The organism is Acinetobacter pittii, from assembly GCF_034064985.1.
Lineage (GTDB): Bacteria > Pseudomonadota > Gammaproteobacteria > Pseudomonadales > Moraxellaceae > Acinetobacter > Acinetobacter pittii_H.
In genome coordinates this window covers 897,977-922,000 of record NZ_CP139249.1, presented here as the reverse complement: position 1 = coordinate 922,000, position 24,024 = coordinate 897,977, and the positions used below count along the sequence as shown (strand labels likewise).

General features: G+C 37.9%; 19 protein-coding genes and 1 pseudogene. 8 read left to right on the top strand and 12 right to left on the bottom strand.

Annotation, left to right across the window (positions count from 1 at the left end):
* Positions 1–90 precede the first annotated feature (90 nt).
* Positions 91–1,074: a lysophospholipid acyltransferase family protein gene (locus tag SOI76_RS04330; RefSeq protein ID WP_079284090.1), complete on the top strand. Its 984-nt coding sequence runs from the start codon at positions 91–93 to the stop codon at positions 1,072–1,074.
* On the opposite strand, the gene comEC is transcribed toward SOI76_RS04330, so the two are convergent.
* The 3 genes from comEC to lolC all read right to left on the bottom strand — a co-directional run bounded on the left by comEC (position 1,027) and on the right by lolC (position 5,457).
* On the bottom strand, positions 1,027–3,459 hold the full coding sequence (comEC, locus tag SOI76_RS04325) for a DNA internalization-related competence protein ComEC/Rec2 (RefSeq protein WP_104079178.1): 2,433 nt from the start codon (positions 3,457–3,459) through the stop codon (positions 1,027–1,029). The genes SOI76_RS04330 and comEC overlap by 48 nt on opposite strands.
* Positions 3,460–3,542: 83 nt before the next feature.
* Positions 3,543–4,229 carry a lipoprotein-releasing ABC transporter ATP-binding protein LolD gene (gene lolD / locus SOI76_RS04320; protein WP_002118798.1) on the bottom strand — a complete coding sequence of 229 codons (687 nt, stop codon included), beginning with the start codon at positions 4,227–4,229 and terminating at the stop codon, positions 3,543–3,545.
* Positions 4,222–5,457 (bottom strand): lipoprotein-releasing ABC transporter permease subunit, encoded by a 1,236-nt coding sequence (gene lolC, locus SOI76_RS04315; protein WP_004790618.1) that lies wholly within the window; start codon positions 5,455–5,457, stop codon positions 4,222–4,224. Before lolC ends, lolD begins: the two co-directional genes overlap by 8 nt.
* Positions 5,458–5,585: 128 nt before the next feature.
* On the opposite strand from lolC, the pseudogene SOI76_RS04310 reads away from it, so the two are divergent.
* A pseudogene (locus SOI76_RS04310) lies at positions 5,586–5,687 on the top strand (PilZ domain-containing protein); the annotation flags it as partial.
* 29 nt (positions 5,688–5,716) lie between these two features.
* Here SOI76_RS04310 and SOI76_RS04305 read toward each other — a convergent pair.
* Both SOI76_RS04305 and SOI76_RS04300 read right to left on the bottom strand, forming a co-directional pair.
* Positions 5,717–6,625, bottom strand: coding sequence for a DMT family transporter (locus tag SOI76_RS04305; protein WP_104079179.1), 909 nt, complete (start codon positions 6,623–6,625; stop codon positions 5,717–5,719).
* Positions 6,626–6,632: 7 nt separating this feature from the next.
* Complete coding sequence (locus tag SOI76_RS04300) at positions 6,633–7,121, bottom strand: YaiI/YqxD family protein (RefSeq protein WP_104079180.1); 489 nt, start codon at positions 7,119–7,121, stop codon at positions 6,633–6,635.
* Positions 7,122–7,366: 245 nt separating this feature from the next.
* Here SOI76_RS04300 and SOI76_RS04295 point away from each other — a divergent pair, with 245 nt between their 5' ends.
* A complete protein-coding gene (locus SOI76_RS04295) occupies positions 7,367–8,308 on the top strand; it encodes a hypothetical protein (RefSeq protein WP_002118998.1) in 942 nt (313 codons plus the stop codon).
* Between the two features lie 238 nt (positions 8,309–8,546).
* Here SOI76_RS04295 and serC read toward each other — a convergent pair whose 3' ends face one another.
* Positions 8,547–9,626 (bottom strand): 3-phosphoserine/phosphohydroxythreonine transaminase, encoded by a 1,080-nt coding sequence (gene serC / locus SOI76_RS04290; protein WP_016140236.1) that lies wholly within the window; start codon positions 9,624–9,626, stop codon positions 8,547–8,549.
* Positions 9,627–10,011: 385 nt separating this feature from the next.
* Here serC and SOI76_RS04285 point away from each other — a divergent pair, with 385 nt between their 5' ends.
* Genes SOI76_RS04285 through ybhR form a run of 4 tightly spaced genes read left to right on the top strand, consistent with a single transcriptional unit; the run spans position 10,012 to position 14,861 of the window.
* The gene (locus SOI76_RS04285; protein ID WP_104079181.1) at positions 10,012–11,499 is read left to right on the top strand and encodes a TolC family protein; all 1,488 of its coding nucleotides are present in this window, start codon (positions 10,012–10,014) and stop codon (positions 11,497–11,499) included.
* Positions 11,500–11,511: 12 nt separating this feature from the next.
* On the top strand, positions 11,512–12,633 hold the full coding sequence (locus SOI76_RS04280) for an HlyD family secretion protein (RefSeq protein ID WP_104079182.1): 1,122 nt from the start codon (positions 11,512–11,514) through the stop codon (positions 12,631–12,633).
* 3 nt (positions 12,634–12,636) lie between these two features.
* Positions 12,637–13,767: an ABC transporter permease gene (locus tag SOI76_RS04275; protein ID WP_205668380.1), complete on the top strand. Its 1,131-nt coding sequence runs from the start codon at positions 12,637–12,639 to the stop codon at positions 13,765–13,767.
* A complete protein-coding gene (ybhR, locus tag SOI76_RS04270) occupies positions 13,764–14,861 on the top strand; it encodes an ABC transporter permease (protein ID WP_104079184.1) in 1,098 nt (365 codons plus the stop codon). The genes SOI76_RS04275 and ybhR overlap by 4 nt, the downstream gene beginning before the upstream one ends.
* A 44-nt stretch (positions 14,862–14,905) precedes the next feature.
* On the opposite strand, the gene gyrA is transcribed toward ybhR, so the two are convergent.
* From gyrA to xerA, 4 genes are all read right to left on the bottom strand, one after another.
* Entirely contained in the window at positions 14,906–17,620 is a 2,715-nt protein-coding gene (gene gyrA, locus SOI76_RS04265) for a DNA gyrase subunit A (protein WP_057074293.1), read from the bottom strand.
* A 366-nt stretch (positions 17,621–17,986) separates the two neighbouring features.
* Positions 17,987–18,919 carry an electron transfer flavoprotein subunit alpha/FixB family protein gene (locus SOI76_RS04260; protein ID WP_002118921.1) on the bottom strand — a complete coding sequence of 311 codons (933 nt, stop codon included), beginning with the start codon at positions 18,917–18,919 and terminating at the stop codon, positions 17,987–17,989.
* A 17-nt stretch (positions 18,920–18,936) separates the two neighbouring features.
* Positions 18,937–19,686: an electron transfer flavoprotein subunit beta/FixA family protein gene (gene etfB / locus SOI76_RS04255; protein WP_016140229.1), complete on the bottom strand. Its 750-nt coding sequence runs from the start codon at positions 19,684–19,686 to the stop codon at positions 18,937–18,939.
* A 461-nt stretch (positions 19,687–20,147) separates the two neighbouring features.
* Entirely contained in the window at positions 20,148–21,035 is an 888-nt protein-coding gene (gene xerA / locus SOI76_RS04250) for a site-specific tyrosine recombinase/integron integrase (RefSeq protein ID WP_101665037.1), read from the bottom strand.
* A 170-nt stretch (positions 21,036–21,205) separates the two neighbouring features.
* Here xerA and yrhP point away from each other — a divergent pair, with 170 nt between their 5' ends.
* The gene (yrhP, locus tag SOI76_RS04245; protein ID WP_104079185.1) at positions 21,206–21,829 is read left to right on the top strand and encodes a LysE family translocator; all 624 of its coding nucleotides are present in this window, start codon (positions 21,206–21,208) and stop codon (positions 21,827–21,829) included.
* 86 nt (positions 21,830–21,915) lie between these two features.
* Here yrhP and dapF read toward each other — a convergent pair whose 3' ends face one another.
* Positions 21,916–22,761, bottom strand: a complete 846-nt coding sequence (gene dapF, locus SOI76_RS04240; protein WP_104079186.1) for a diaminopimelate epimerase — start codon at positions 22,759–22,761, stop codon at positions 21,916–21,918.
* Positions 22,762–22,766: 5 nt separating this feature from the next.
* Positions 22,767–24,017 (bottom strand): diaminopimelate decarboxylase, encoded by a 1,251-nt coding sequence (gene lysA / locus SOI76_RS04235; RefSeq protein WP_104079187.1) that lies wholly within the window; start codon positions 24,015–24,017, stop codon positions 22,767–22,769.
* Between the last annotated feature and the right edge of the window lie 7 nt (positions 24,018–24,024).

Sequence of the window (24,024 nt, the reverse complement as noted above, 5' to 3'; positions counted from 1 at the left end):
GTTGATTTGATAAAAACTGTCTAAATTATATGATTTCATTTATAATATTTTTATCTTTTTTTACTTGTTGCCTCCTTTTTACCGCGATAGATGACCAAACTAGATGTAAAAAGCATGAACTATTACTTACTCAAAACTTTTAGCCGTCAACCCATTCAATTTGGACGTTTTATTGCCCGTATGTTGGCAGGGTTAGTCAATACTTTAAAAATTACTAGAACATCAAAAAGTATAGAACTTAACTTACAAATTGCACTTCCCCACTTAACACCACAGCAACGAATAGATATTACACAACAAGCTATTCGTAACGAGTTAACCTCATACTTCGAGTTTTTAAGTATTTGGGGCTCATCAAATAGTAAGAATATTTCAAGAATTCACCATATTGAGGGTGAACATTACTTTCATGAAGCACTGGCAGAAAAAAAAGGTGTGGTTTTGATTGTTCCACATTTTGGTACCTGGGAAATCATGAATGCTTGGTGTGCCCAGTTCACTTCCATGACTATTTTATACAAGCCTGTAAAAAATGAAGATGCAGACCGTTTTGTTCGCGAAGCACGTAGTCGTGAACAAGCCAACTTGGTACCTACCGATGAGACGGGTGTTCGACAAATTTTTAAAGCACTAAAACAAGGCGAAACCACGGTAATTTTACCCGACCATACACCTAATGTTGGTGGGGATATGATCAATTATTTTGGTGTACCACTTGCTTCAAGTAATTTAAGTGCCAAGCTCATCCAAAAAACAAAAGCCAAAGCATTATTTCTTTATGCGATTCGTAATGAACACGACGGTTTTACGATGCATATTGAGCCTATGGATGAGAAGATTTACGAAGGTAGTGCCGATGATGGAACCTTTGTTATTCATCAAGCCATTGAACAACTGATCCAGCATTATCCTGAACACTATCACTGGAGTTATAAACGTTTTAAAGCGAACCCTGCTTTAGATAATATTTATAATCTTGATCCAGATGAAGCACTACAAATCATTGCCAAGCTTAAAGCCGAGGCTTCACAAATTCCGGTGAAGCCAAGTACGCTCGAAACGTCGAGTGTATAAAACCATCTGATGATTGCGAGATACAAAGCTTAATGTCCCTTGTCCAACTGTGCTTTTAAATGGAATATGAAGTGCTTGTACTCTCGCTAAAACCTCTTTGCTTGGATGACCATAACGATTATTAAAGCCAGCAGAAGCAACAACAAGCTTTGGTTTTAGAGTCGCTAAAAAGTCATAAGCCGAACTATGTTTACTTCCATGATGACCTAATACCAAAACATCTACCTTTAAATCAGGATATTCTTTCATGAGTTGATATTCTGCTTCCCACCCTGCATCACCCATAATTAAATAATTTTGATAACCATTTATCTGTTTTAAGTGAATATAAACCACACAAGAATATTGGTTTTGATTTGAAGAAACTAAGTTCAAATCTTTTTCTTTAGGCCAAAGAATTTCAATATCTAATTGTGGATATTGCCATTTTTGGCCTTGATGACAATAAGTAAATGGTTCTCTAATTTGCTCTTTCCATAATTCATTTGATATGACTTGTTTAATAGAAAAAGTCTGAGCAATAGAAGGAAATGCTCCACTATGATCTTGGTCAAGATGAGATAGTATGACATGATCCAGTTGTTTAATTCCCTTTTGGCGTAAATATGGAATCACCACATTTTGACCAATACTAAAAGCTTTCTCATCATAAGACCCACCCGTATCGATAAGCCATGTCTGCTGCGGGTGCTGCAAGAAAATAGCTTGCCCCTGCCCCACATCTATAATATTTAATTGGATTTGCTGGGACGACTTATCTGGAATGATCAAGGGTAAACAGCATATTAGCCCCCAAGATTTGGGTAAAATCCCACGCGGTAAAAATAAGATAATAATAACGAAGCTAAGGCACACTAAATCAAGTGGTGTCAGGCTAAAACCTTGTAATGGTAGAGATAGCTTCTCTAAAAAGCCAAAACATGTCAGTAATATACTGATCAGAACATCATTAATTTGAAAAAGTAAACTTCCAATAGGATTAAAAATCAGCCATATACAAGCAGCAAAAATATTTAAAGGAACAATCACTCCTCCAAGTAAGGGAACTGCAATAATATTTGTAAAAGGCGCAACCCATGAAATCTGTTGAAAGAAAATAAGCATTAAAGGACATAGGGCTATAAATATTTTGCCTTGAGATTCAATTAAGATTTTGCCGAAAAGAATGATTTTAGATAACAGACTAGTTGAAACAAGATTTGGAGCCTGCTCTATAGTTTGATAAATCCGTAATAAAATAAAGCAAGAACCATAAGACAGCCAAAAACCTGCGGATAAAACACTGAAGGGATCGAAAAGTAAAAGTAGACTTGCACTATAAACCAAGAGTGAAAATGGTTTAACAGGTAGTTTGATCAATAATAAAAAGGCAAATAAAAATACTGAGAGTAAAGTTCTTAAGGCAGGAATTTCAAAACCAACAAATGCCGTATAAATCAAAACACCGGAACATAATGGAATCATGGCCCATATTTGTTTAGGTTGACGCAAATAAATCTGCGGATAATAACGTCTTATTAATTGATGTAATACCCAAGATAACATGATAGCAAAAATGAGTACATGAGGCCCTGAAATCGCCAATAGATGAGAGATTCCTAATTCCTTAAATTGATTTCTAATCTCATCATTTAAGAGACTTTCGTCCCCTATTAATAAAGCTAATAATAGTCCTTTATTTTGCAAAGGAGATTTTTGTAGCATCAATCTAAATTTTAGACGCAATTTTTCTATATTTAATTTTTGGCTATTAAAAAACTTCTGCTGCTCTTTTAAATGATGTTGATAACCCAACTGATAAATTTCATCAGGGCTTAAAGGCTCAATATGCTGAACACTAAAACCGGACATTATGTCTCGCTGAATAAACCATTGTTCTTGGTCAAAAACACCAGCTACTGCATAACTATGAGCAGGTTTGGTTTTACCAGAAATTCGATAGTAATGGCCTAATTGTAATTTTGGCTCATCTACGGCTGAGATTACTTTTTGATTTTTTAAATATAATAGCCAATTTGCGGGATGTAAGGACTGCCCTAGTACCTGAACGGGTTGCTGTGTCTTATCTTCTTTTTCTTCACTTATATGGTCTACATACACAATAATATCTAAAGTTTTAGGCTGCATTTGTCGCAGTTCTAATCTTTGATTTAAGGCATGCTGAGCATATTGATGTCCTATAGTAAAGAGACTAATAGCACAGACTAGACAGTAAATGGCTTTTAATATGGGGTGATTTAAGAAAATATTTCTCTTAAAAATATAAAAAATAAAGCCTATAACAAGCAAGACTTTACCTAACCACCCATATTGCATTATTAAAGGGATATCTATCCCCATAAATGCAATACCCCCAATCCACCCCATTAAAATAAGTTTTAACATGCAAAGTCATATCATTATCTTTTTAGGGGCAAAATTAAAGCCCAACTAAGTGGGCTTTAACAATGTGATTTAATGACAATTTTTTAAGAACCACTCACCCAGAGTCCATCTTGCATGTGCAAAATAGAATCAGCAGCCTGAGCTAAATGCTCATCATGTGTCACAATTAACATTGCCATGTTGAGTTCTTTCTTAAGATCGGTCAGTAATTCAAAAATACCTAGAGCTGTTTTACGGTCTAAATTACCTGTAGGTTCATCAGCCAGAACAACCGCTGGTTTAGTGACTAAAGCACGCGCTAAAGCCACACGTTGGCGCTCACCACCTGAAAGCTCCCCTGGCTTATGATCCATACGATGAGACAATCCAACTCGATCAAGTAAATATTCAGCTTGCGCTTTTACCGATTTAAATTGGCTATCTGCACGAAGCATTAAAGGCATTGCTACATTTTCAAGCGCAGAAAACTCAGGTAATAGATGATGAAATTGATAAACAAAACCGAGGTATTGGTTACGCTGAAAACCACGTTCAGCTTCACCTAAATTATCAAAACGCTGACCATTTAAAAATACTTGCCCTTGAGTTGGCTGCTCTAAACCACCTAGCACATGAAGCAAAGTACTTTTACCTGAACCACTCGCACCGACAATCGAAACAAACTGCCCTGCTTCAACTTGTAAAGAAAGACCTTTAATGACTTCAACTTTAGATTTACCGTCATCAAAATGTTTATATATTTCTTTCGCTTCTAAAACAATTTTACTCATAGCGCAGAGCCTCGGCAGGTTGAACTTTGGCAGCACGAAGCGCCGGATAAATAGTCGCCAAGAAGCTTAAAAGTAAAGAAACAATCACGATAATCGTCACATCTTGCCATCTTAAATAAGAAGGAAGGTAATGTACAAAGTAAGCATCAAATAGATTTAAGCCCAACACATTGTTAAACCATGAAATGATATCACTAATGGTTAAGGCTAAAATAACACCTAAAACCGTACCCGCAACGGTACCAATCACACCAATTACGGTGCCTTGAACCATAAATATTTTAGTAATCATCGACGGCGAAGCGCCTAATGTGCGCAAAATTGCGATATCAGATTTTTTATCAGTCACCACCATGACCAATGACGAAACAATATTAAATGCTGCAACCACAATAATAAGGACAAGCAATAAACCGACTAGAGTTTTTTCCATTTGAATGGCATTAAATAAATTACCATGCGTATAGGTCCAGTTCGTCGCGTAGAAATTGCTTGGTAAACTTTTTACTAAATCATCAGCAACTTGCGGCGCTGCAAAAATATCATCTAGTTTTAAACGGACACCTTGAGCACCATCTGGTAAGCGTAATAAGGTTGAAGCATCATATAGGGCAATATAACCCACCATAGAGTCCACTTCAGCGCCTACACTAAAAATACCAACCACTTTAAAACGCTTGAAACGAGGTACAACACCTGCTGGAGACGGTGTTGCTTCTGGTAAAACCAATGTCACACTATCATTTAGACGTAAGCCCAATGAATCAGCCATATCTTTACCAAGTACAATACCAAATTCACCTTTTTTAAGTGAATCTAAACTCCCGGCAACAATATGATTTTGAATAATAGAGACATTCTTTTCATATTTTGGGTCAATACCCGTCACCATAATACCAGCGACTTGCCCTTGCGCAGTTAACATACCTTGCAATTGCGTAAAAGGTGCAACCCCTGTTACATGTGGATGATGTTCAACTCGCTTCACGAGTTCAGGCCAATCCGTGAGGATTTGTGTAGATGAAACTGTTGCTTGCGGCACCATTCCTAACACACGGTTTTTCAATTCGCGATCGAAACCGTTCATGACAGAAAGTACTGTAATCAGCACAGCGACACCTAGTGTCAAACCGACCATCGAAACCAATGCAATAAAAGAAATAAAATGATTACTGCGTCTTGCGCGAGTATATCTCAACCCTATATACAGTGAGATTGGTTTAAACATACCTTCTAAATCCAAGGTCATTGATGGAAAATATAAGATGTTGATGGCAAATTGCACCCCCATCTACTATTTGACCATACCGTTAGATGCTGTATTAAGGTTTAAAAATCAGTAAGTTCTGACTTATCCTTAACAATCCTAATATTATATTGCTGCGCTATTTTCTACTAGTTAAGTTGGGAGATCAATTTGATCGTGCATTTCGCTACGAATTAGAACAATTTAATGAATAAGCTCAACAAATTACCCAAATCTTCTCCTATTTAGACTTCATATGTTGAGCAAAGTTCCGGTTTGCCTGAATGTCTTTATAGAAATATAAAAAGAGTCCAGACAAGATAATGAAAGCACCGACAAAAACCATAATTGAAAGCTGCTCATGATTTAAAGCTGCCCCAATTATCATAGCGATCATTGGCGTGATCACTGTAGTTAAAGACAAGGTGGTTGCCTGAATATTTTGTATAAGTTTGAAATAACAGAACATAGCAACCAGTGAAGCCATGAGTACCGTATAAATTAGGGCAAATAATGATTTGGCTTCCGGCAAATGTGTTGGTGCATATTGCCAAATAAATGGGATGAAACAACTAGCAAAAATAGAAGACACTAAAATAGAGCCAGTTGCCTGAGCCATCGGCTGGATCTGTGCATTAACTTTCTTGACCCAGAAAATTGAAAAAGAATAAACAAACACACTGATTAGCATAAGAACAATACCAAACGGGTGTACATGCTGATTCGCACCGCTCAGACAAATAATAGCTAGCCCACAGACCGCAATTGCCATACCCAACCATTGCAGCTTATAAAGTTGTTGGCTAAAAGCAAACCGCCCAATAAGCCCCGCCATAATCGGTGCTAAGCCAAACATAAGTGCAATCATGCCTGAACTTAAATATTGGGTCGCGGCATAAGTAAAAATTTGAGAACCAATTAAGCTAAAAGATCCAGCAATGTAGCTATGAACTGCTTGTCGATGAGTCGGAAAAGGTGTTCTCAAAATTAGCAATATGATGACAGCCAAAGGCAGTGCAATAAAAAAGCGTAATAACAATGCCCACATCAGATGTAGATCTGACACACTCCAGACAATTGCCAACGGAGTTGTTGCCCAGATAAACACTAACAAGGCATAGGTTAGAGCCAAATTGGTTTGCGATGGCATGCGATGCTCACTTAGCTATTTTACGTTTTTGCTTTAAAATCGTTTGATCTAATGAACTTGAAAATTCACGTTTATCTCGTTCGGAAATAGGAGGTGGTCCACCAGTTTGCACACCTGCACCACGGAGCGTATCCATGAAATCACGTAGATGTAAACGCGCTTTAACATTCGCCGTTGTATAAACTTCACCACGGGGATGAATAGCAACTCCACCTTTCTCAATCACCTGAGCTGCCAGCGGAATATCCTGCGTAATGACAATGTCATTTTCAACCATACGCTCGACTATTTCTTTATCTGCCTGATCGGCACCACTTAAAACCTGTATTGATTTAATACGAACAGAGGGCGTGATACCAACATTTTGATTGGCAACAAAAATGACTTCTAATTGATAACGATCTGATGCACGTAAAATCACTTCACGTAGAATTTTCGGTAAGGCGTCTGCGTCTACCCATAACTTAAATGGCAGCACGTTATTCTCTATTTCCACTAAAAATATTAGTCTAACAGATGCTTTTCTAAGGTGAGTAGAAATAAACATTAAACTTATTTTTAATTTCAACATTGAAGTTTTTATAGATTAGGTTTGTTTTTAATTTATCAATAAAAGTAGCATTTCTCTTTAAATGACTAAATACGCGCTTTTACAAGAGAATTTACATATGGAGACTTGAAAAATAGCAAACACCCTCGATTTAATATAACAAGTAATGTGAACCCAACAGCATCGTGCTTATGAAAAATCAAAATAGTCCAGAAGTTATTAAAGTAAATGACCAAAATTTTGGTAGTCATGGAGAACATTGGAATCTATTGACGTCCCATCCCGAAACAGATGTACCAAAATGGTTAGGACTGGCACTTGATGCACCTGTAATGCCAATGGGTTTGTGTGAACATGAAGAAGACATGGACCAATCTTTTTGGCTCATTCAAGGTCCACAAGATCAAAAAGTTACGATCAATCAAATTATTGCTGTTGAAAACCAAAAACCTCGTGCGCTTAAAACAGCCTTCCCAAGTTTTGAAAGTCCATATCAATATAATGCAAAAATTGAACGCATCATTACTTGTGACTCTGCAACACAAGCCGTGTTAAGTTTAAGATTAAATAAAAATACAACTGTTTATGCATTTGATAATTTATTTAGTGTTAACTACTGTCAATATGACAAAAATCAAAACTATCAAGTCCAATTTAATGCGTGGGCTTATGAATTAGAACCTGTTCCAGCAGGCGAAAAAATTATTGTTGATGACCCAGCTTCGATTAAACATCACCGTGCATTAAATGCAATTTTAACTGAACATAATGGTGTTGCTCCTGAAAATTTACAGGAACTCATTAATGAGTGGCAACCAAAAACTCCAGAAGATCAAGAACCTGTAACCGTTGATTTTTCTAAAATGGTCGCTTATTTATATGGCGAAAATCTTGGTCAAGAAGATGAAGCATGGTTCCAAGGTAATATTGTTGGTAAAACTTCTATGACATTTATGGGGGCAGAATATACCCTTTATGATGTTACTTTAGTTTTAGAAGATGATCTTCCTGCCATATTAGTGCGCATTGCGACCAAAAACGATTTGTATAAAAACTTTAATATTGGCGAATATATTCGCGGTAATATCTGGATTCAGGCGACTATTTGTGCTAAAAAGGGTGAAACTAATTGAATTTCACTAATATTTTAATAATTAGGTTATTGAATGAAGATTATACCCGAACAAACTACCAGCCTCATTCAATCCAGTAGCCTGCGCGTAAAGGTCGATACTGGTGCGTTTTGCTTTTTTGTCTTGGGTATGTTCTTAGCTGCCATATTCATGCACCAGTTTGGTTTAGTGCCTTTTTAATTTATAACTTATTCAATAAATAAAGCCCTCATTTGAGGGCTTTATTTATTTGATTTGCTTAACCATTACGCTTTGCAAAATCATCCATAAAGTTGATTAAAGCCTGTACGCCTTCTAATGGAACGGCATTATAAATACTTGCACGCATACCGCCGACAGAACGGTGGCCAGCTAAATTCAACAAGTGATTAGCTTCTGCTTCTTTTAAGAATTGCTTTTCTAAAGCTTCGTCTGCCAAGGTAAACGGTACATTCATAATTGAACGGTTTGGAATTGCGATCGGGTTATTGTAGAAATCACTTGAGTCGATATAACCATAGAGCAATTGAGCTTTTTCAAGGTTCACTTTATGGATCGCATCTACCCCACCCTGCTCTAGCAACCATTCAAATACCAAACCAGACAAGTACCATGCATAAGTCGATGGTGTATTTACCATAGAACCATTTTTCGCTTGGTCACCATATTTTAAAATGCTTGGAATTTCTGGTTTAGCTTGATCAAGTAAGTCATCACGAATAATGACAATTGTTAAACCAGCAGGACCAATATTTTTTTGTGCACCAGCATAGATTAAACCAAACTTGGTCACATCTAATGGAGCAGATAAAATACTTGATGAATAGTCACAAACAAGTGGCGCTTTTACATCAGGAATTCCTGCGAACTGTAAGCCACCAATCGTTTCATTATCCGCATAATGTACATATGCTGCATCATCAGATAAATTCCATTCGCTTTGCTCAGAAATTGCGAACTTGCCATCTACTTTAATGCCAGCTTCTACAACATTAATATCGCCATAACGTTTTGCTTCTTTTAACGCTTTTTCAGACCAGATGCCAGTGTGAATATAATCGGCTTTACTGTTCTTACCTAAAAGGTTTAAAGGAATAGCAGAAAATTGTAATGACGCACCGCCTTGTAAAAACAGTACTTTATAGTTTTCTGGAATATTCATTAACTTACGTAAATCTGCTTCAGCTTTTTCAGCCACAGCAACATAGTCAGCACTACGGTGACTCATTTCCATGATGGATAGACCTTTACCTTGCCAATCCAACAATTCTTGTTGAGCTTTTTCTAAAACGGCAGTAGGTAATGCAGCAGGACCAGCACAGAAATTGTACGCGCGCATGATTTTTCCCTTGTATAAAGTCAAACACAATAAAAATGGCATTTAACCACAGATTGCTTAAGCTTGCAGCAGCTTCTCAAGTAAATATTTCAATGCTGGACTGTATTTAGGTTTATTTTTTCAATTATTGTGGCAGTTATTTCTTTAGTTTTAATGACCAGTTTCATCATTTAAAAAAATTTTTAAGCAAAAAGATCAACTTGACTTGTGATTATCATTTCACATACCTTGATAGCTATTACAAAAATATTGGCTTAGTAAATTCAATAATTAAAGGAGCTAAAAACCACCATGTTTTTATACAAATGTATAATAAACAAGATGATAATTGAATTTAATAACAAGAAATTTAAACTATAAGGGATGCCAAAAATTGTTATTTAAAATGCCAACACATCGATATAGACATTCTATTTTTCCCTTTTCATTTAAACCAAAACATCTTGCTTTGGCTTTAGGCTTTTTTTTCACTAATCATTTATATGCCGGAAGCTTAAGTTATGCTGAAGCAGAACAACAAGCTTTGAAAAGTTCATATAGTACTCAAGCCAACCAAGCATTACAGCAAGCATCTCAATTAGAAGCTGAAGCAGTAAAGGGCCTCGGTTTACCTAGAGTTGATTTAAATGTGAGAGCCTACGCTTTTCATAGTGAAACAGATGTACCTCTTGGCTCTTTTAAACAAAAACTTGAGAATGATTTGAGCCAAGGACTCAACGATAAACTTTCACAGTGGAACAATGTCATTCCATCAGATGTGCTGGGACAAGTTCAAGAAGGTGCAAACCAAACCATACATGATGGTATAAATCGCTTTCCTGATTATGCGAATCTGACTATCGAAGATCAGGTTGTACGCCCTTCCATTTCAGTCGTAATGCCACTCTATACAGGCGGCTTAACCAGCAGCGCAAAAAAAATAGCTAATATACAAGCACAGCGCTCTGAGCTTTCAAGCCAACAACAACAAGATATACAGCGGTTTGAAGTTGTACAAAGTTACTTTAATGTGCAATTACAGCAGCAACTGGTCGCAAGTAGTTTATTTAACTTTAATGCGATGCAAAAACATTACAGCAATGCCCTAAAGCTGGAACAACAAGGATTTATTAGTAAAGGGCAACGCATGCAGTTTGAAGTCGCGCGTAATAATGCGGAACGAACTTTACAAAATACTCAAGCCAACTTAAACGCCAGCCGCTTTAGCCTTAATAATCTTTTACATCAACAAAATAATGTAGATTTAAGTACACCTTTATTTGTAAACAACACCCCAAGCCAGTCTCTAGAATCACTTTTAACCAGTTATTCACAAAAATCTAGCCTTGTACAAAAAATGCAGATGGATACTCAACTGGCTAATGTCAATATTCAAGCTCAACAAGCCGCAAAAAAACCAAGTCTATTTGCATTTGGTGAATATGCGCTTGATGAAAATGAAAACTGGATTGTCGGTGTAATGGCAAAATACAACCTATTTTCAGGTGTTGATAAAAATAAGAATATTCACGCTGCCGAATTGAAGCGCTATGCCTCTGAACTCATGACTGAGCGAACTAAACAAGAGATTGAAGCTCTTTTGAATAAGTCATATAACGAACTTAACTCTGCTCAGCAAAGTCATCAGCTCTTACAAAGAAACGTAAATGCCGCTCAAGAGAACCTACGTATTCAAGAACTTTCTTTCCGCGAAGGAATGGGTACAGCAACCCAAGTGATTGATGCGCAAAATGCATTAAGTGCGTTAAAAACTGAAATGGCTTTAAATGCTTATAAATATGTCATATCACTTGCAACTTTACTGCAAAGTCATGGCTCAATTGACCAGTTTAAAGCTTACGTTAATCAACCACATACCGACTATATTCGTTAAGGGGAGTATAAAATGAATCAAGTCTCAGCTCATTCAGAACAAGATGCTCCAGTTGCGGATACAGCAGAAACCAACCAAGTTCAAAAAGATGATCAAGTTAGTGATCAGCAAGAATCAAGTACAAATAAAAATGACGCCAATCCTCCTAAAAATTCCAAAATTAAACTGATTATTGGCCTGATCATCATTGCCTTATTAGGTTTAATTATTTTTGGTTTGTGGAAAAGCTATCAACCGAAACCTATTGAACTACAAGGCCGTGTTGAAGCTGAAACTATTCATGTAAGTACAAAAGTCCCAAGTCGTATTGAAGAAATTTATGTACAAGAAGGCCAGAAAATTTCCAAAGGTCAGCCACTTGTTCGTTTGGTTAGCCCTGAAATAGAAGCTAAAAAACAACAAGCTTTGGCTACCTTACAATCAGCTTTAGCCTTTCAATCTACGGTAGACCGCGGTTCGCAACAAGAAAATATCGATACTCTTTATGCCAACTGGCAAAGCACCAAAGCGCAAGCGAATCTTGCAAAAACCACTTATCAACGTGGTGAAAACTTATATAGACAAGGTGTCATTTCACGTCAAAGACGAGATGAAATGCTCGCAGCACAGACCTCTGCTCAAGAATTAAGTGAGGCCTCTTATCAACAATATGCTCGTGCAAAACGTGGCAGTACCAGCCAGCAGAAATCTACAGCAGATGCACAGGTTGAAATTGCAAAAGCAGCGGTAAGCGAAGCAAAAGCTTTAGAGGAAGAGACACGCTTACTCTCTCCGATTTCAGGCACAGTTTCAAAAACTTATGGTAAACCTTCTGAATTAGTCGCTATGGGCGTACCTGTTGTCAGCATTTTAGAAGATGATGATTTATGGGTGAGTTTAAACGTCGGTGAAAATCAATATGCATCCGTTTATAAAAATAAAACCCTTGAAGGATTCATACCTGCTCTTAATCAGAACGTGAATTTTAAAATCAAGAATATTGATGCGGAAGGTGAATTTGCCACTATAAAAACGACTCGCCAAACTGGGGGCTATGATATTCGTAGCTTTAAATTACATCTGGTGCCTGAACGTCCTGTCAAAGATTTAAAGGTTGGCATGAGCGTTCTATTTAAAATTAAAGAAGAAAAATAAAGCATGTTTGCCAGTATATTACGGGAACTAAACTATCTAAAAAGCAATAAATGGGATTTGTGTATGGTGACACTTATCCCTGCTTTTATCATTTTCATGTTTAGCAGCATGTTTTACACAGGTAAAGCTGAACACTTACCAATTGCGGTTATTGATCAGGACCAAAGTGAACTCAGCCGTAATATTGAAAAGTATCTTTCGTTGAATCATACGGTAGATATTAAGACAATTACGGCAAGCTCCACAGAAGCGGAACAACTACTCAATGAAACCAAAATATGGGGCTATGTTTTCATTCCAGACGGCGCTGAAAAACGCTTTGTGAAAGCGCAAGATGCTCAAATCAGCATTGCATTTAACCAGTCTTTTTTTAGTGTCGGGAACACGATTTCTTCAGCAATGCTGGTCAGTACCCTCAATGCTTTAGCAGACTATGCTGGTCAAAGTTATCTTGCAAATAGTATTCCCTATTTAGATGTTCCTACAGCTCATGTAAAAATCTCAACGCTTTATAATCCAAGTATGAGCTATGAGTTTTATTTAGAACCTTTCATGGTTCCTGCTGTATTGCACTTATTGCTGTGTTGCTGTGTTGCCTTTGCTATTGGACAAGAGCTTAAACATGGCACATTAACAGCATGGGTAAACCGAGAAAGTTTTATTCAAGGCTTATTGGCTAAAAATCTGCTTTATAGCCTTATATTTTGTGCATGGACATGGGTATGGATGTTTTGGCTAGTCGAAATCCGTGGCTGGTTCGTAGCAGGTTCTCTTAGTTTATTGTTATGTGCACAGTTTTTACTTTATTTTGCTTACGCTTTGATTAGCAGCACCGTCATTCTTGCAACCAAAAATTTAAGTAAAACTTTTGGCTTTATCGCTGTATATGGCGGCTCTTCTTTAAGTTTCGCAGGCGTTACTCTGCCTTTAAATAATGCACCGATTTTCACCAAATTTTGGTCACTCATTATTCCGTATACCCCTTATGCCAAGCTTCAAACCGAACAATGGGTGATCGGTAGTCCAATTTTCATTTCAATGATTCCTTTTTTAATACTCATCGGTTATTGCCTGATTTACTTCTTTTTAAGTTGTCTATTGCTTAAAAAATTAGTTCAAGGGGCAACACAATGAAAGAGTTCTTTAAGGCTTATGGGCAAACATTTAAAGACATTGTAAGTAATAGCTCAGTTTTCACAACGCTAATTTTATCGGTCATTCTTTATAGCTTTTTTTATCCTACCGCCTATAAAGCTGAACGAGCAGAATCTATTCCTATTGTGATTGTCGATGAAGAACAAAGCCTCTTAACTTCTCAATTGATTGGCCAAAGTGCAAATAGCCCCCATGTTCATATTGTGACCGTTACCAGCAATTTTTTACAAGCGGAACAAATGGTACGTGAGCAAAAAGCCGATGGCATTTTACTTTTACCCAACAACCTAACTCAAAGCTTACGCAGAGGAGAAACAGGTGGAATCGGCTTATACTTAAGTACAACCAACTTTTTAAAAACTAAAGAAATTGGTTTAGGTCTAGCAACCTCAATTGAAGCTACATTAAAAGAATATATTGAAAAATTTGGACAGCGCACACATTTCCAGCCAGCGCTTTCTATTCATCAAGTGCCGTTATTTAATCCCCTTTCAGGATATGGAAGTTATATTTTCCCAGCTGTTGCATCTTTAATTATTCACCAAACGATTGTGCTAGGTTTGGCAATGTTAATAGCTAGCTATCGGGAGCAACGTGAAAAGATTACAGTTATTCGTTTTGCTGGAATTTTCGCAAGTATATTTACCATTGGTTGTTTAAGTAGTTTTTATCTTTTTGGTTTTACCTTGTGGTTCAATGATTATCCACACGGTGGAAATTTTATAGGTCTACTCATTGCTGTTCCTATTTTTATTAGTTGTTTGATTGGACTAGGTATGTTGATCGGATCACTTTTGGATATGCCGGAACGTGCAGGACATATTATTGTGTTTAGCTCTGTACCTTTATTCTTACTGACTGGAGCTGCTTGGCCTCATCAAGCCATGCCTGAATGGTTACAATGGTTGGCATGGTGTTTACCCTCCACACATGCGGTACAAATGTTTGTGCAACTTAACCAGATGGGCGTTCCATTAGCGACAGTTGTACCGAAGCTGATTTTTCTTGGGACCCTTGGATTAATATTGGTGAGTTTATCTTATTATCGGCTTGTTAAAAAATCTTCTTCATAAAATAAAAAAGGAAGCTTATGCTTCCTTTTTTATTAAAGTTTTACTTACTCTTCAGAAGCATCTTCATTATTTGATACAGCTTCTTCGCTATCAGTTTCAGTAGTATCTACTTCGCCTTCGAGAAATTCTTCTTCATCTTCGACAGCTTCAATAGACACAACACCTACTAGAGTTTCTTCTTCGCTTAAGCGAATTAGACGTACACCTTGTGCATTACGACCAGTCATTGCAACTTCTGCTGCACGGGTACGAACTAATGTACCGCCATCAGAAATAAGTAACAATTCTTTGGTTTCATCAATAGACACTGCACCAACAAGCTCACCATTACGTTCACTTGTCTTAATCGCAATTACACCCTTACCGCCACGTTTCTTAGTCGGGAAGTCATTTACTGGAGTACGCTTACCATAACCGTTGGCACTTGCACACAGTACTTCACCTGTCTCAGGTACAACCACAAGCGATACGATACGGCTTACTAGATTTAGATCTGCTGAATCTTCACTATCATCAGAATCATCATTTTCAACTTCCGCATCTTCTTCGCTTAAGATACTGCTTGCAAAGCTAACGCGCATACCACGCACACCTTTCGCGGTACGACCCATTGCACGTACGTCAGTCTCAGCAAAACGGATTGCCTTACCTTCGTTCGAGAACAACATGATTTGCTGATTACCATCAGTAATCGCAACACCAATTAAGGTATCTTCTTCATTGAGTTCAATTGCGCGTAAACCATTTGAACGGATATTAGCGAATTGCTCTAAATCAACACGTTTAACCGTACCTGATGCTGTCGCCATAAATACGTAATGGTTTTCTGGGAACTCAGTCAACGGCAAGATAGCTGTTACTGTTTCATTCGCATCTAAAGGTAACAAGTTCACGATCGGACGGCCTTTGGCACCACGTGATGCTTGAGGTACTTCAAACACACGAAGACGATATACTTTACCTACGTTGGTAAAGCACAGCACAGTCGCATGGTTTGAAGCTACAATGAGATGTTGAATAAAGTCATCATCTTTCATTGAAGTTGCAGACTTACCACGTCCACCACGGCGCTGAGCCTGGTAGTCTGAAAGTGGTTGAGTTTTTGCGTAACCTGTTTGTGAAACAGTTAATACAACTTGCTCTTCAGGAATTAAATCTTCACGGCTAAAATCAATACGTGATTCAATAATTTCAGTGCGACGTCCATCACCATACTGTTGTAGTACCAGTGCTAACTCTTCGCGAATTACAGCCATCAACAAATTGAAATCATTCAAAATCGCAGTAAGTTCAGCGATTTGACCTAAAATTTCAGTATATTCTGCATGTAATTTGTCTTGCTCAAGACCAGTTAAACGGTGTAAACGTAATTCTAAAATTGCGCCTACTTGTGTTGGTGATAAACGATAAATCGATTCAGTTAAACCAAATGGACGATTTGGATCTTCACCTTCGATTTCATCTGGACGAACAGAGATTGCGCCAGCTTTTTCAAGCAATGAAACCACACCACCACCTGCCCACTCACCTGCAAGTAAACGCTCACGCGCTTCAGCAGGGTTAGCAGAAGTTTTAATAGTCTCGATAATTTCATCGATATTGGCTAAAGCAACTGTTAAGCCTTCTAAGATATGACCACGTTCACGTGCTTTACGCAGTTCGAACATGGTACGACGCGTCACAACTTCTTGGCGGTGACGGATAAATGCCGCAATAATATCTTTCAGATTCATCAATTTTGGTTGTCCGTTATCAAGACAAACCATGTTGATGCTGAATGAGTTCTCAAGTTGGGTATTTAAGAATAAGTTATTTACAACGACTTCAGCGTTTTCACCGCGTTTTAAGTCAATTGCAATACGCATACCTTCTTTGTCAGACTCATCACGAAGTTCTGAAATACCTTCAAGTTTTTTCTCTTTAACCAACTCGGCAATACGTTCAATCACTCTTGCTTTGTTTACTTGATATGGAATTTCAGTAAAGACGATGGTTGTACGACCTGTCTTTTCATCTTCTTCGAAATGATACTTACCACGAATGTGTAAGCGGCCTTTACCTGTACGGTAGGCATCAACAATACCTGATTTACCGTAAATAATACCGCCTGTAGGGAAGTCAGGACCCGTAATGTATTCCATCAATCCTTCAATCGAGATATTCGGATTGTCAGCATAGGCTAAGCACGCATTCACAACTTCTGTCATGTTATGCGGTGCCATGTTGGTTGCCATACCTACGGCAATACCAGCAGCACCATTAATTAACAAGTTAGGAACACGTGTCGGAAGTACTTCAGGAATACGCTCAGAACCGTCGTAGTTATCTTCCCAATCAACTGTGTCTTTTTCTAGATCTGCAAGAAGCTCGTGTGCAAGCTTGGTCATACGGACTTCGGTATAACGCATTGCAGCTGCGCTATCACCATCAATCGAACCGAAGTTACCCTGACCATCTACCAATAAATAACGTAAGCTAAAGTCCTGAGCCATACGTACAATGGTTTCATAAACAGCTGAGTCACCATGAGGGTGATATTTACCGATTACGTCCCCAACAACACGCGCAGATTTCTTGTAGGCTTTGTTATAGTCATTGCCCAATTCGTGCATGGCATAAAGCACACGACGGTGAACAGGTTTAAGACCGTCTCTCACATCCGGCAATGCACGAGATACGATTACACTCATCGCGTAATCTAAATATGAATGCTTGAGTTCGTCCTCAATGGCAATCGGTCGGATTTCCGATACGCTCATGCATACTCCTTCTTACAGATAGAAATTTCCATCTGCTTATATGTCTTGATCTTGCAAAAAATTTAGTTCCGGAAACTGAACTAAAATCGAAAAAAATATAGCTGTATACTATAGCATAAAAGCACTGTGTAATGTGCGGAATCTACACCGCCAATCTGGTGATATTTGTATAATTTAATTGCATATTATTCTTATCATATCGCCATAACAGGCATCGTCTCATCTTCGTAAAACTATGTGATTTTTATTCTATAAAAATCAAACCTCAAATGAGATAAGAGTCTCAGTTATACATTTCAGGACACTATCCATAATAAAAAAACCCCTAGTAAAAACTAAGGGTTTTTTAGCTTTAATCGGTAAAGATTAAAGTTTAGATACCAATTCTGGTACTACAGTGTTCAAATCACCAACTAACCAGTAGTCAGCAACGCTGTTGATTGGTGCTTCTTCGTCTTTGTTGATTGCAACAATAACTTTAGAATCTTTCATACCAGCTAAATGCTGGATCGCACCAGAAATACCTACAGCAACATAAAGCTCAGGCGCAACGATTTTACCAGTTTGGCCAACTTGGAAATCGTTAGGTACAAAGCCCGCATCAACTGCTGCACGTGAAGCACCTTGTGCTGCACCAAGCTTGTCAGCTAATGGATCAAGTACTTTATGGTAGTTCTCACCAGAACCTACACCACGACCACCAGAAACTACAATACGAGCCGCAGTTAATTCTGGACGATCAAGCTTAACGATTTCTTCAGAGACGAAGTGAGAAATACCCGCATCTTTTACTTCACCAACTGTTTCAACAGCAGCTGAACCGCCTTCCGCAGCAACTGGATCAAATGCTGTACCACGAACGGTACCCACAATGATTGCTTCGTCAGATTGAACAGTTGCAATCGCGTTACCAGCGTAGATAGGACGCTTGAATGTGTTCGCAGATTCAACAGAAATGATATCTGTGATCATGCTTACATCAAGAAGAGCAGCAACACGTGGAAGAATGTTCTTACCAGTCGTTGTAGAAGCAGCTAAAACGTATTTGTAACCTTTAGCCAAGTCAGCAACTAAGCCAGCTACGTTTTCAGCTAATTGGTTTGCATAAGCAGCGTTGTCAGCAAGTAAAACTTTGCTTACACCAGCAACTTTAGCAGCAGCATCAGCAACTGCTTGAGCACCAGAACCAGCAACTAATACAGTAATATCACCACCGATTTTTTGTGCTGCAGCAACAACGTTTAAAGTAGCACCGTTAAGTACTTGGTTGTTGTGGTCAGCGATAACTAAAATACTCATGATTTTATCCTTCCGTATTAGATCACTTTCGCTTCATTTTTCAATTTTTCAACAAGCTCATCTACAGATTTCACTTGTACGCCAGCTTTACGTTCTGCTGGAGCTTCAACTTTAACAGTTTTAAGCTTAGTACCAGCTGTAACGCCATAATCCGCAGGAGATTTTGTATCAAGTGGCTTCTTACGAGCTTTCATGATGTTAGGCAATGCTGCATAACGTGGCTCGTTCAAACGCAAGTCAGTCGTGATGATTGCAGGAAGTGTAAGTTCAACAGTTTGTAAACCACCGTCAACTTCACGAGTCACTTGTACTTTACCGCCATCAACTTTCACTTCAGAAGCGAATGTACCTTGACCAGCACCTAATAATGCACCAAGCATTTGACCTACTTGGTTAGAGTCATCATCAATTGCTTGTTTACCAAGAAGGATAAGTTCTGGTTTTTCAGCGTCAACAACACCTTTTAAAATTTTAGCAACTTCTAAAGCGCCAATTTCATCAGTAGTTTCAACTAAAATACCGCGGTCTGCGCCTAGAGCCATTGCAGAACGGATTTGTTCTTGAGCTTCTTTAGGACCTACAGAAACAACAACGATTTCTGATACTGTTCCTTTTTCTTTTAAGCGAACCGCTTCTTCCACTGCGATTTCACAAAATGGGTTAATTGACATTTTTACGTTGGTAAGGTCAACCCCACTATTGTCCGGCTTAACACGAACTTTAACGTTGGCATCAACCACGCGTTTTACAGCAACAAGAGCCTTCATGTAATCCTCGGCTGTTCTAGCAAAAGTAAATGTTGAGAAAAGTATATTAACTCTTCAATTAAAATTTTTTAGGTACCCTATCTTGCAATGTGTTTGGCATTTCGGTCAAGTCACAATTTTCTGGAACAGCACAAAAAAAATGAAATCATCAGTTCATAAAAAAATTTTAGACTGCTATAAGACCCTATTTTATTATTTTTAAACTCTATTTTATACATTGATTTTTATTATCTTTTTATCTTATTTAGCATATTAGTTAGAAACATAAGATTATGTTTAAAAACCTTAAATTCGAGTTTTTTTAGACCCAGTAGTCGATAAAATATGCAAAGACCAAAATGGTCAATTAGGCTGTTTTAGCTATTTCTCTTAAACAAATTTGTAAAAAAAGACAAATGATCTCTACATTCCCCTAAAACTTCTCAATTTAATTATCTTTTTATTCACTCTTTTTTTAACTTTTAATTTTTATGTGCCCTTGGATGAGCTTGATCATACACTTGTGCCAAATGATCAAAATCAATATGGGTATAAATTTGTGTCGTAGATAAATTACTATGGCCTAGCATTTCTTGTACTGAACGCAAATCACCGCTACTCGATAGCATATGGCTAGCAAAACAATGACGTAATAAATGCGGATGTAAATCGACATTTACACCTGCTCGTTGTGCTTGAAGCTTTACTCGTTTTTCAATTTGCCTTGGAGTGAGCGCTCCTCCTCGCAAGGAAATAAAAACAGAATCATTTTGATCAAAATGTCCCTTCCAAATTTTGTAAACTTTCAACCAGTTCAATAGACTTTCTTTTGCTTTTTTCCCAAATGGTACTATACGGGTTTTATTTCCTTTACCTGTAATACGAACAAGTTGGCGATTAAAATCTACATCTTTAACTGTTAAACCTTGTAATTCAGCTAAACGTAAACCACTTGAGTAAAGTAACTCGAGCATGGCTTTATCTCTTAACCACAATTGCTGATCAATCGGTTTTTCCGGCATAGGTTGATCTAAAATTTGATTAACCGTTTCTATATCGATCATGCCTGGTAAAGGTCTAGGTTGGCGTTTTAGCTTAAAATCATCAGTAGGGTTAATTTCTAGATATTTTCCTTGTTCAGCCCACTTCATAAATTGACGAATTGAGGTGAGATGACGTTGCATACTGCTTGAACTTAACTGGTCCTGTTCGACACGCTGCGCTAAATACTCTCTTAAATCTGAAGCTTCAATATTTCTCAAATCTAGTTGTTTGAGTTCGCAAAATTCAAGAAAGCTTTTCACATCTCTTTCATAAGCCGTAATCGTGTGCTCAGACTGGTTCTGAATTTTTCTTTCTTTTAACCACATTGAGAGCAGCTGTAATGCAAAATCCAAATTGCCCTCCATTTTATTTGCTCATATTATTTTTTCAGTGTATCAAAAAGTAGTTGTTCAGGAAAATTGAGATCGTACTGCATAACAACTCCTTACCTTATATATTACACTTCACCTTAAGTATTTGTCGGAACCCTGCTGTCATGACCACCATACTCATTCCTTACTTAATTGCGATTACATTACTTACGCTCACACCTGGTCTAGATACGACTTTAATTATTCGCACCGCTACACTTGAAGGTAAATCTAAAGCATTTCAAGCAGCAGTAGGTATTAGCCTTGGCTGTATTGCATGGGGAATTGTAGTTGCTTGTGGTCTGGGTGCTTTACTCATGGCATCTGATTTAGCTTTTAATATTCTAAAATGGATGGGGGCTGCTTACCTTGCATGGTTGGGTTTGAATATGATTTTAAAACCACGTAGCCAACTTGCAGACACACAAGAAAGTCATTCAAATCGCTCTACTTCAGAGAATTGGTTCATCAAAGGTTTTTTGGGTAATTTACTTAACCCGAAAGTTGGGATTTTTTATATTTCATTTCTTCCACAATTTATTCCGCCGCAAGCGTCGGCTGTGACTTGGGTGATAGGACTTGTGATGATTCATGTGGTGATTGGAATTTTATGGTCAATTTTATTAATTTTGGCTATGCAGCCACTTTCACGTTATTTAAAGCAACCCAAATTTGTGAAATATATGGACCGAATTACAGGCAGTATTTTTGTATTGTTTGCATTGAAATTAGCTTTAAGTAAAAGGTAATCAAATCAAAAATTATTCTACATATAAAAGAAAGCCTCTTTTATCACTTTAGCTGATGAAAAGAGGCTTCTATTTAGATAATGCGATTAACCTTGGAAATAACGTAAATCCAAACGCCCATCATATACATGAGTTGTTGGACCAGTCATCCAGACCACATCACCTTCTTGCCATTCAATTTGTAGCTTACCGCCGGCAAGTTCAACCTCTACAGAGTTCGCAAGTAAACCACGGCGCATACCACTTACCGCAGCAGCACATGCTCCTGTACCACAAGCGAGTGTTTCACCTACACCACGTTCAAATACACGTAAGCGAACATGTTTTTCATCAATTACTTGCATAAAACCAGCATTCACACGTTCAGGGAAACGTTTATGTGATTCAACTTGTGGGCCAATACCTGCTACATCAGCAGTTAGTACGTCTGGAACAATAGTGACAGCATGGGGGTTGCCCATATTGACCACATCAATATTAATGTTCTGGTCGTTAGCTAACTCAAGTATATATAAAGCTTCTGGTTGTTCTGCAACGAATGGAATTTCATTCGGCAAGAACTTTGGGTAACCCATATTGACGCGAACCCAGCCATTTTGTCCCAACTCAGGTTTTACAATACCTGCTTTGGTTTGGACAGTAATACTCGTTTTGGTTGTTAAATGACGCTCATGTACAAAGCGAGCAAAACAGCGTACACCGTTACCACATTGTTCAACTTCAGAACCATCAGCATTAAAAATACGATATTTAAAATCTGCTTCCGGTAAATCTGGTGGTTCAACAATTAAAAGCTGATCAAAACCAATGCCAAAATGGCGATCAGCTAAGCGTTGAATTGTTTCTGTATCCAAATAGGCACGTTGGCTGATTAGATCAACCACCATAAAGTCATTGCCTAGCCCATGCATTTTAGTAAATTCTAACAACATTTCATTTACTCCTCAGGCAACAATCTTTCTTTTTCCCAAAGCGACTCAACCGTTTCACGCTCACGAATTAAATGAGCTTTATCGCCTGACACCATCACTTCTGCGGCACGTCCACGTGTGTTGTAATTTGAACTCATTACAAAACCATAAGCGCCAGCGCCAAGAACAGCTAATAAGTCATTTTCTTTTAAAGCCAATGAGCGATCTTTACCAATGAAGTCACCTGTTTCACAGATTGCTCCCACAAGATCCCAAGTTTTTTCTTCAGTATCTGAACTTGGCACTACAGGTTGGATATCCATCCAAGCTTCATATAATGCAGGACGAATTAAATCGTTCATTGCAGCATCAATAATGGCAAAGTTACGGTGACTTGTTGGCTTGAGCAAATCAACTTTTGTTAAAAGCGCACCCGCATTTGCACTAATGCTACGACCCGGTTCCATATAAACCTTGAGACCTAATTTTTCTAAAGCAGGTTTCATTGAATTGGCATATTCTTCGACACTTGGCGGCGTTTCATCTTTATAACAAACACCCAAACCGCCACCGATATCAATGTGTTTAAGATTGATACCAAGTTTTTTTAGTTCTTCGATCATCACCATGACACGATCTAAAGCATCAACGAATGGTTTAGTCTCGGTTAATTGCGAACCGATGTGGCAGTCAATTCCAATAATTTCAAGGTTTGGTAAAGATGCAGCATATTGATAGGTTTCATAAACAGTATCACTAGGAATACCAAATTTATTTTCTTTTAAACCTGTTGAAATATAAGGATGAGTTTTTGCATCTACGTCTGGATTTACACGTAAAGAAATCGGCGCTTTTTTGCCTAGACGCGCTGCGACTTTTTGCAGACGGTCCAGCTCTGCATAAGACTCTACATTAAAGCAAGCAATACCCACATTTAACGATGTTTCGATATCGGCTTCAGTTTTACCTAAACCAGAAAAAACAACTTTAGATGCATCTCCACCCGCTTTTAAAACACGTGCTAATTCCCCACCCGATACGATATCAAAACCAGCACCAAGTTTTGCCAATACATTCAAAACAGCTAAATTTGAGTTAGATTTCACCGCAAAACAGATTTGATGATCTATAAAATCAAAAGCACGATCCATATCTAAGTAATGTTTTTCAAAAGCTGCTTTTGAATAAACATACAAAGGTGTGCCAAATTGCTGCGCAAGCTGCTCCATAGAACATTGCTCTGCGTGCAATATTCCATTAATGCGAGTGAAACTCATGAATGTG

What these genes read in the sequence shown, in the direction of transcription:
- SOI76_RS04280 (WP_104079182.1), top strand. Translation starts at nt 11,512, where the DNA reads ATGAATCAAGTCTCAGCTCATTCAGAACAAGATGCTCCAGTTGCGGAT.
- SOI76_RS04305 (WP_104079179.1), bottom strand. Translation starts at nt 6,625, where the DNA reads ATGCCATCGCAAACCAATTTGGCTCTAACCTATGCCTTGTTAGTGTTT.
- yrhP (WP_104079185.1), top strand. Translation starts at nt 21,206, where the DNA reads ATGACCACCATACTCATTCCTTACTTAATTGCGATTACATTACTTACG.
- SOI76_RS04295 (WP_002118998.1), top strand. Translation starts at nt 7,367, where the DNA reads ATGAAAAATCAAAATAGTCCAGAAGTTATTAAAGTAAATGACCAAAAT.
- comEC (WP_104079178.1), bottom strand. Translation starts at nt 3,459, where the DNA reads ATGTTAAAACTTATTTTAATGGGGTGGATTGGGGGTATTGCATTTATG.
- xerA (WP_101665037.1), bottom strand. Translation starts at nt 21,035, where the DNA reads ATGTGGTTAAAAGAAAGAAAAATTCAGAACCAGTCTGAGCACACGATT.
- SOI76_RS04275 (WP_205668380.1), top strand. Translation starts at nt 12,637, where the DNA reads ATGTTTGCCAGTATATTACGGGAACTAAACTATCTAAAAAGCAATAAA.
- SOI76_RS04330 (WP_079284090.1), top strand. Translation starts at nt 91, where the DNA reads ATGACCAAACTAGATGTAAAAAGCATGAACTATTACTTACTCAAAACT.
- ybhR (WP_104079184.1), top strand. Translation starts at nt 13,764, where the DNA reads ATGAAAGAGTTCTTTAAGGCTTATGGGCAAACATTTAAAGACATTGTA.
- gyrA (WP_057074293.1), bottom strand. Translation starts at nt 17,620, where the DNA reads ATGAGCGTATCGGAAATCCGACCGATTGCCATTGAGGACGAACTCAAG.
- dapF (WP_104079186.1), bottom strand. Translation starts at nt 22,761, where the DNA reads ATGTTGTTAGAATTTACTAAAATGCATGGGCTAGGCAATGACTTTATG.
- lolC (WP_004790618.1), bottom strand. Translation starts at nt 5,457, where the DNA reads ATGTTTAAACCAATCTCACTGTATATAGGGTTGAGATATACTCGCGCA.
- SOI76_RS04260 (WP_002118921.1), bottom strand. Translation starts at nt 18,919, where the DNA reads ATGAGTATTTTAGTTATCGCTGACCACAACAACCAAGTACTTAACGGT.
- serC (WP_016140236.1), bottom strand. Translation starts at nt 9,626, where the DNA reads ATGCGCGCGTACAATTTCTGTGCTGGTCCTGCTGCATTACCTACTGCC.
- lolD (WP_002118798.1), bottom strand. Translation starts at nt 4,229, where the DNA reads ATGAGTAAAATTGTTTTAGAAGCGAAAGAAATATATAAACATTTTGAT.
- etfB (WP_016140229.1), bottom strand. Translation starts at nt 19,686, where the DNA reads ATGAAGGCTCTTGTTGCTGTAAAACGCGTGGTTGATGCCAACGTTAAA.
- lysA (WP_104079187.1), bottom strand. Translation starts at nt 24,017, where the DNA reads ATGAGTTTCACTCGCATTAATGGAATATTGCACGCAGAGCAATGTTCT.
- SOI76_RS04285 (WP_104079181.1), top strand. Translation starts at nt 10,012, where the DNA reads ATGCCAACACATCGATATAGACATTCTATTTTTCCCTTTTCATTTAAA.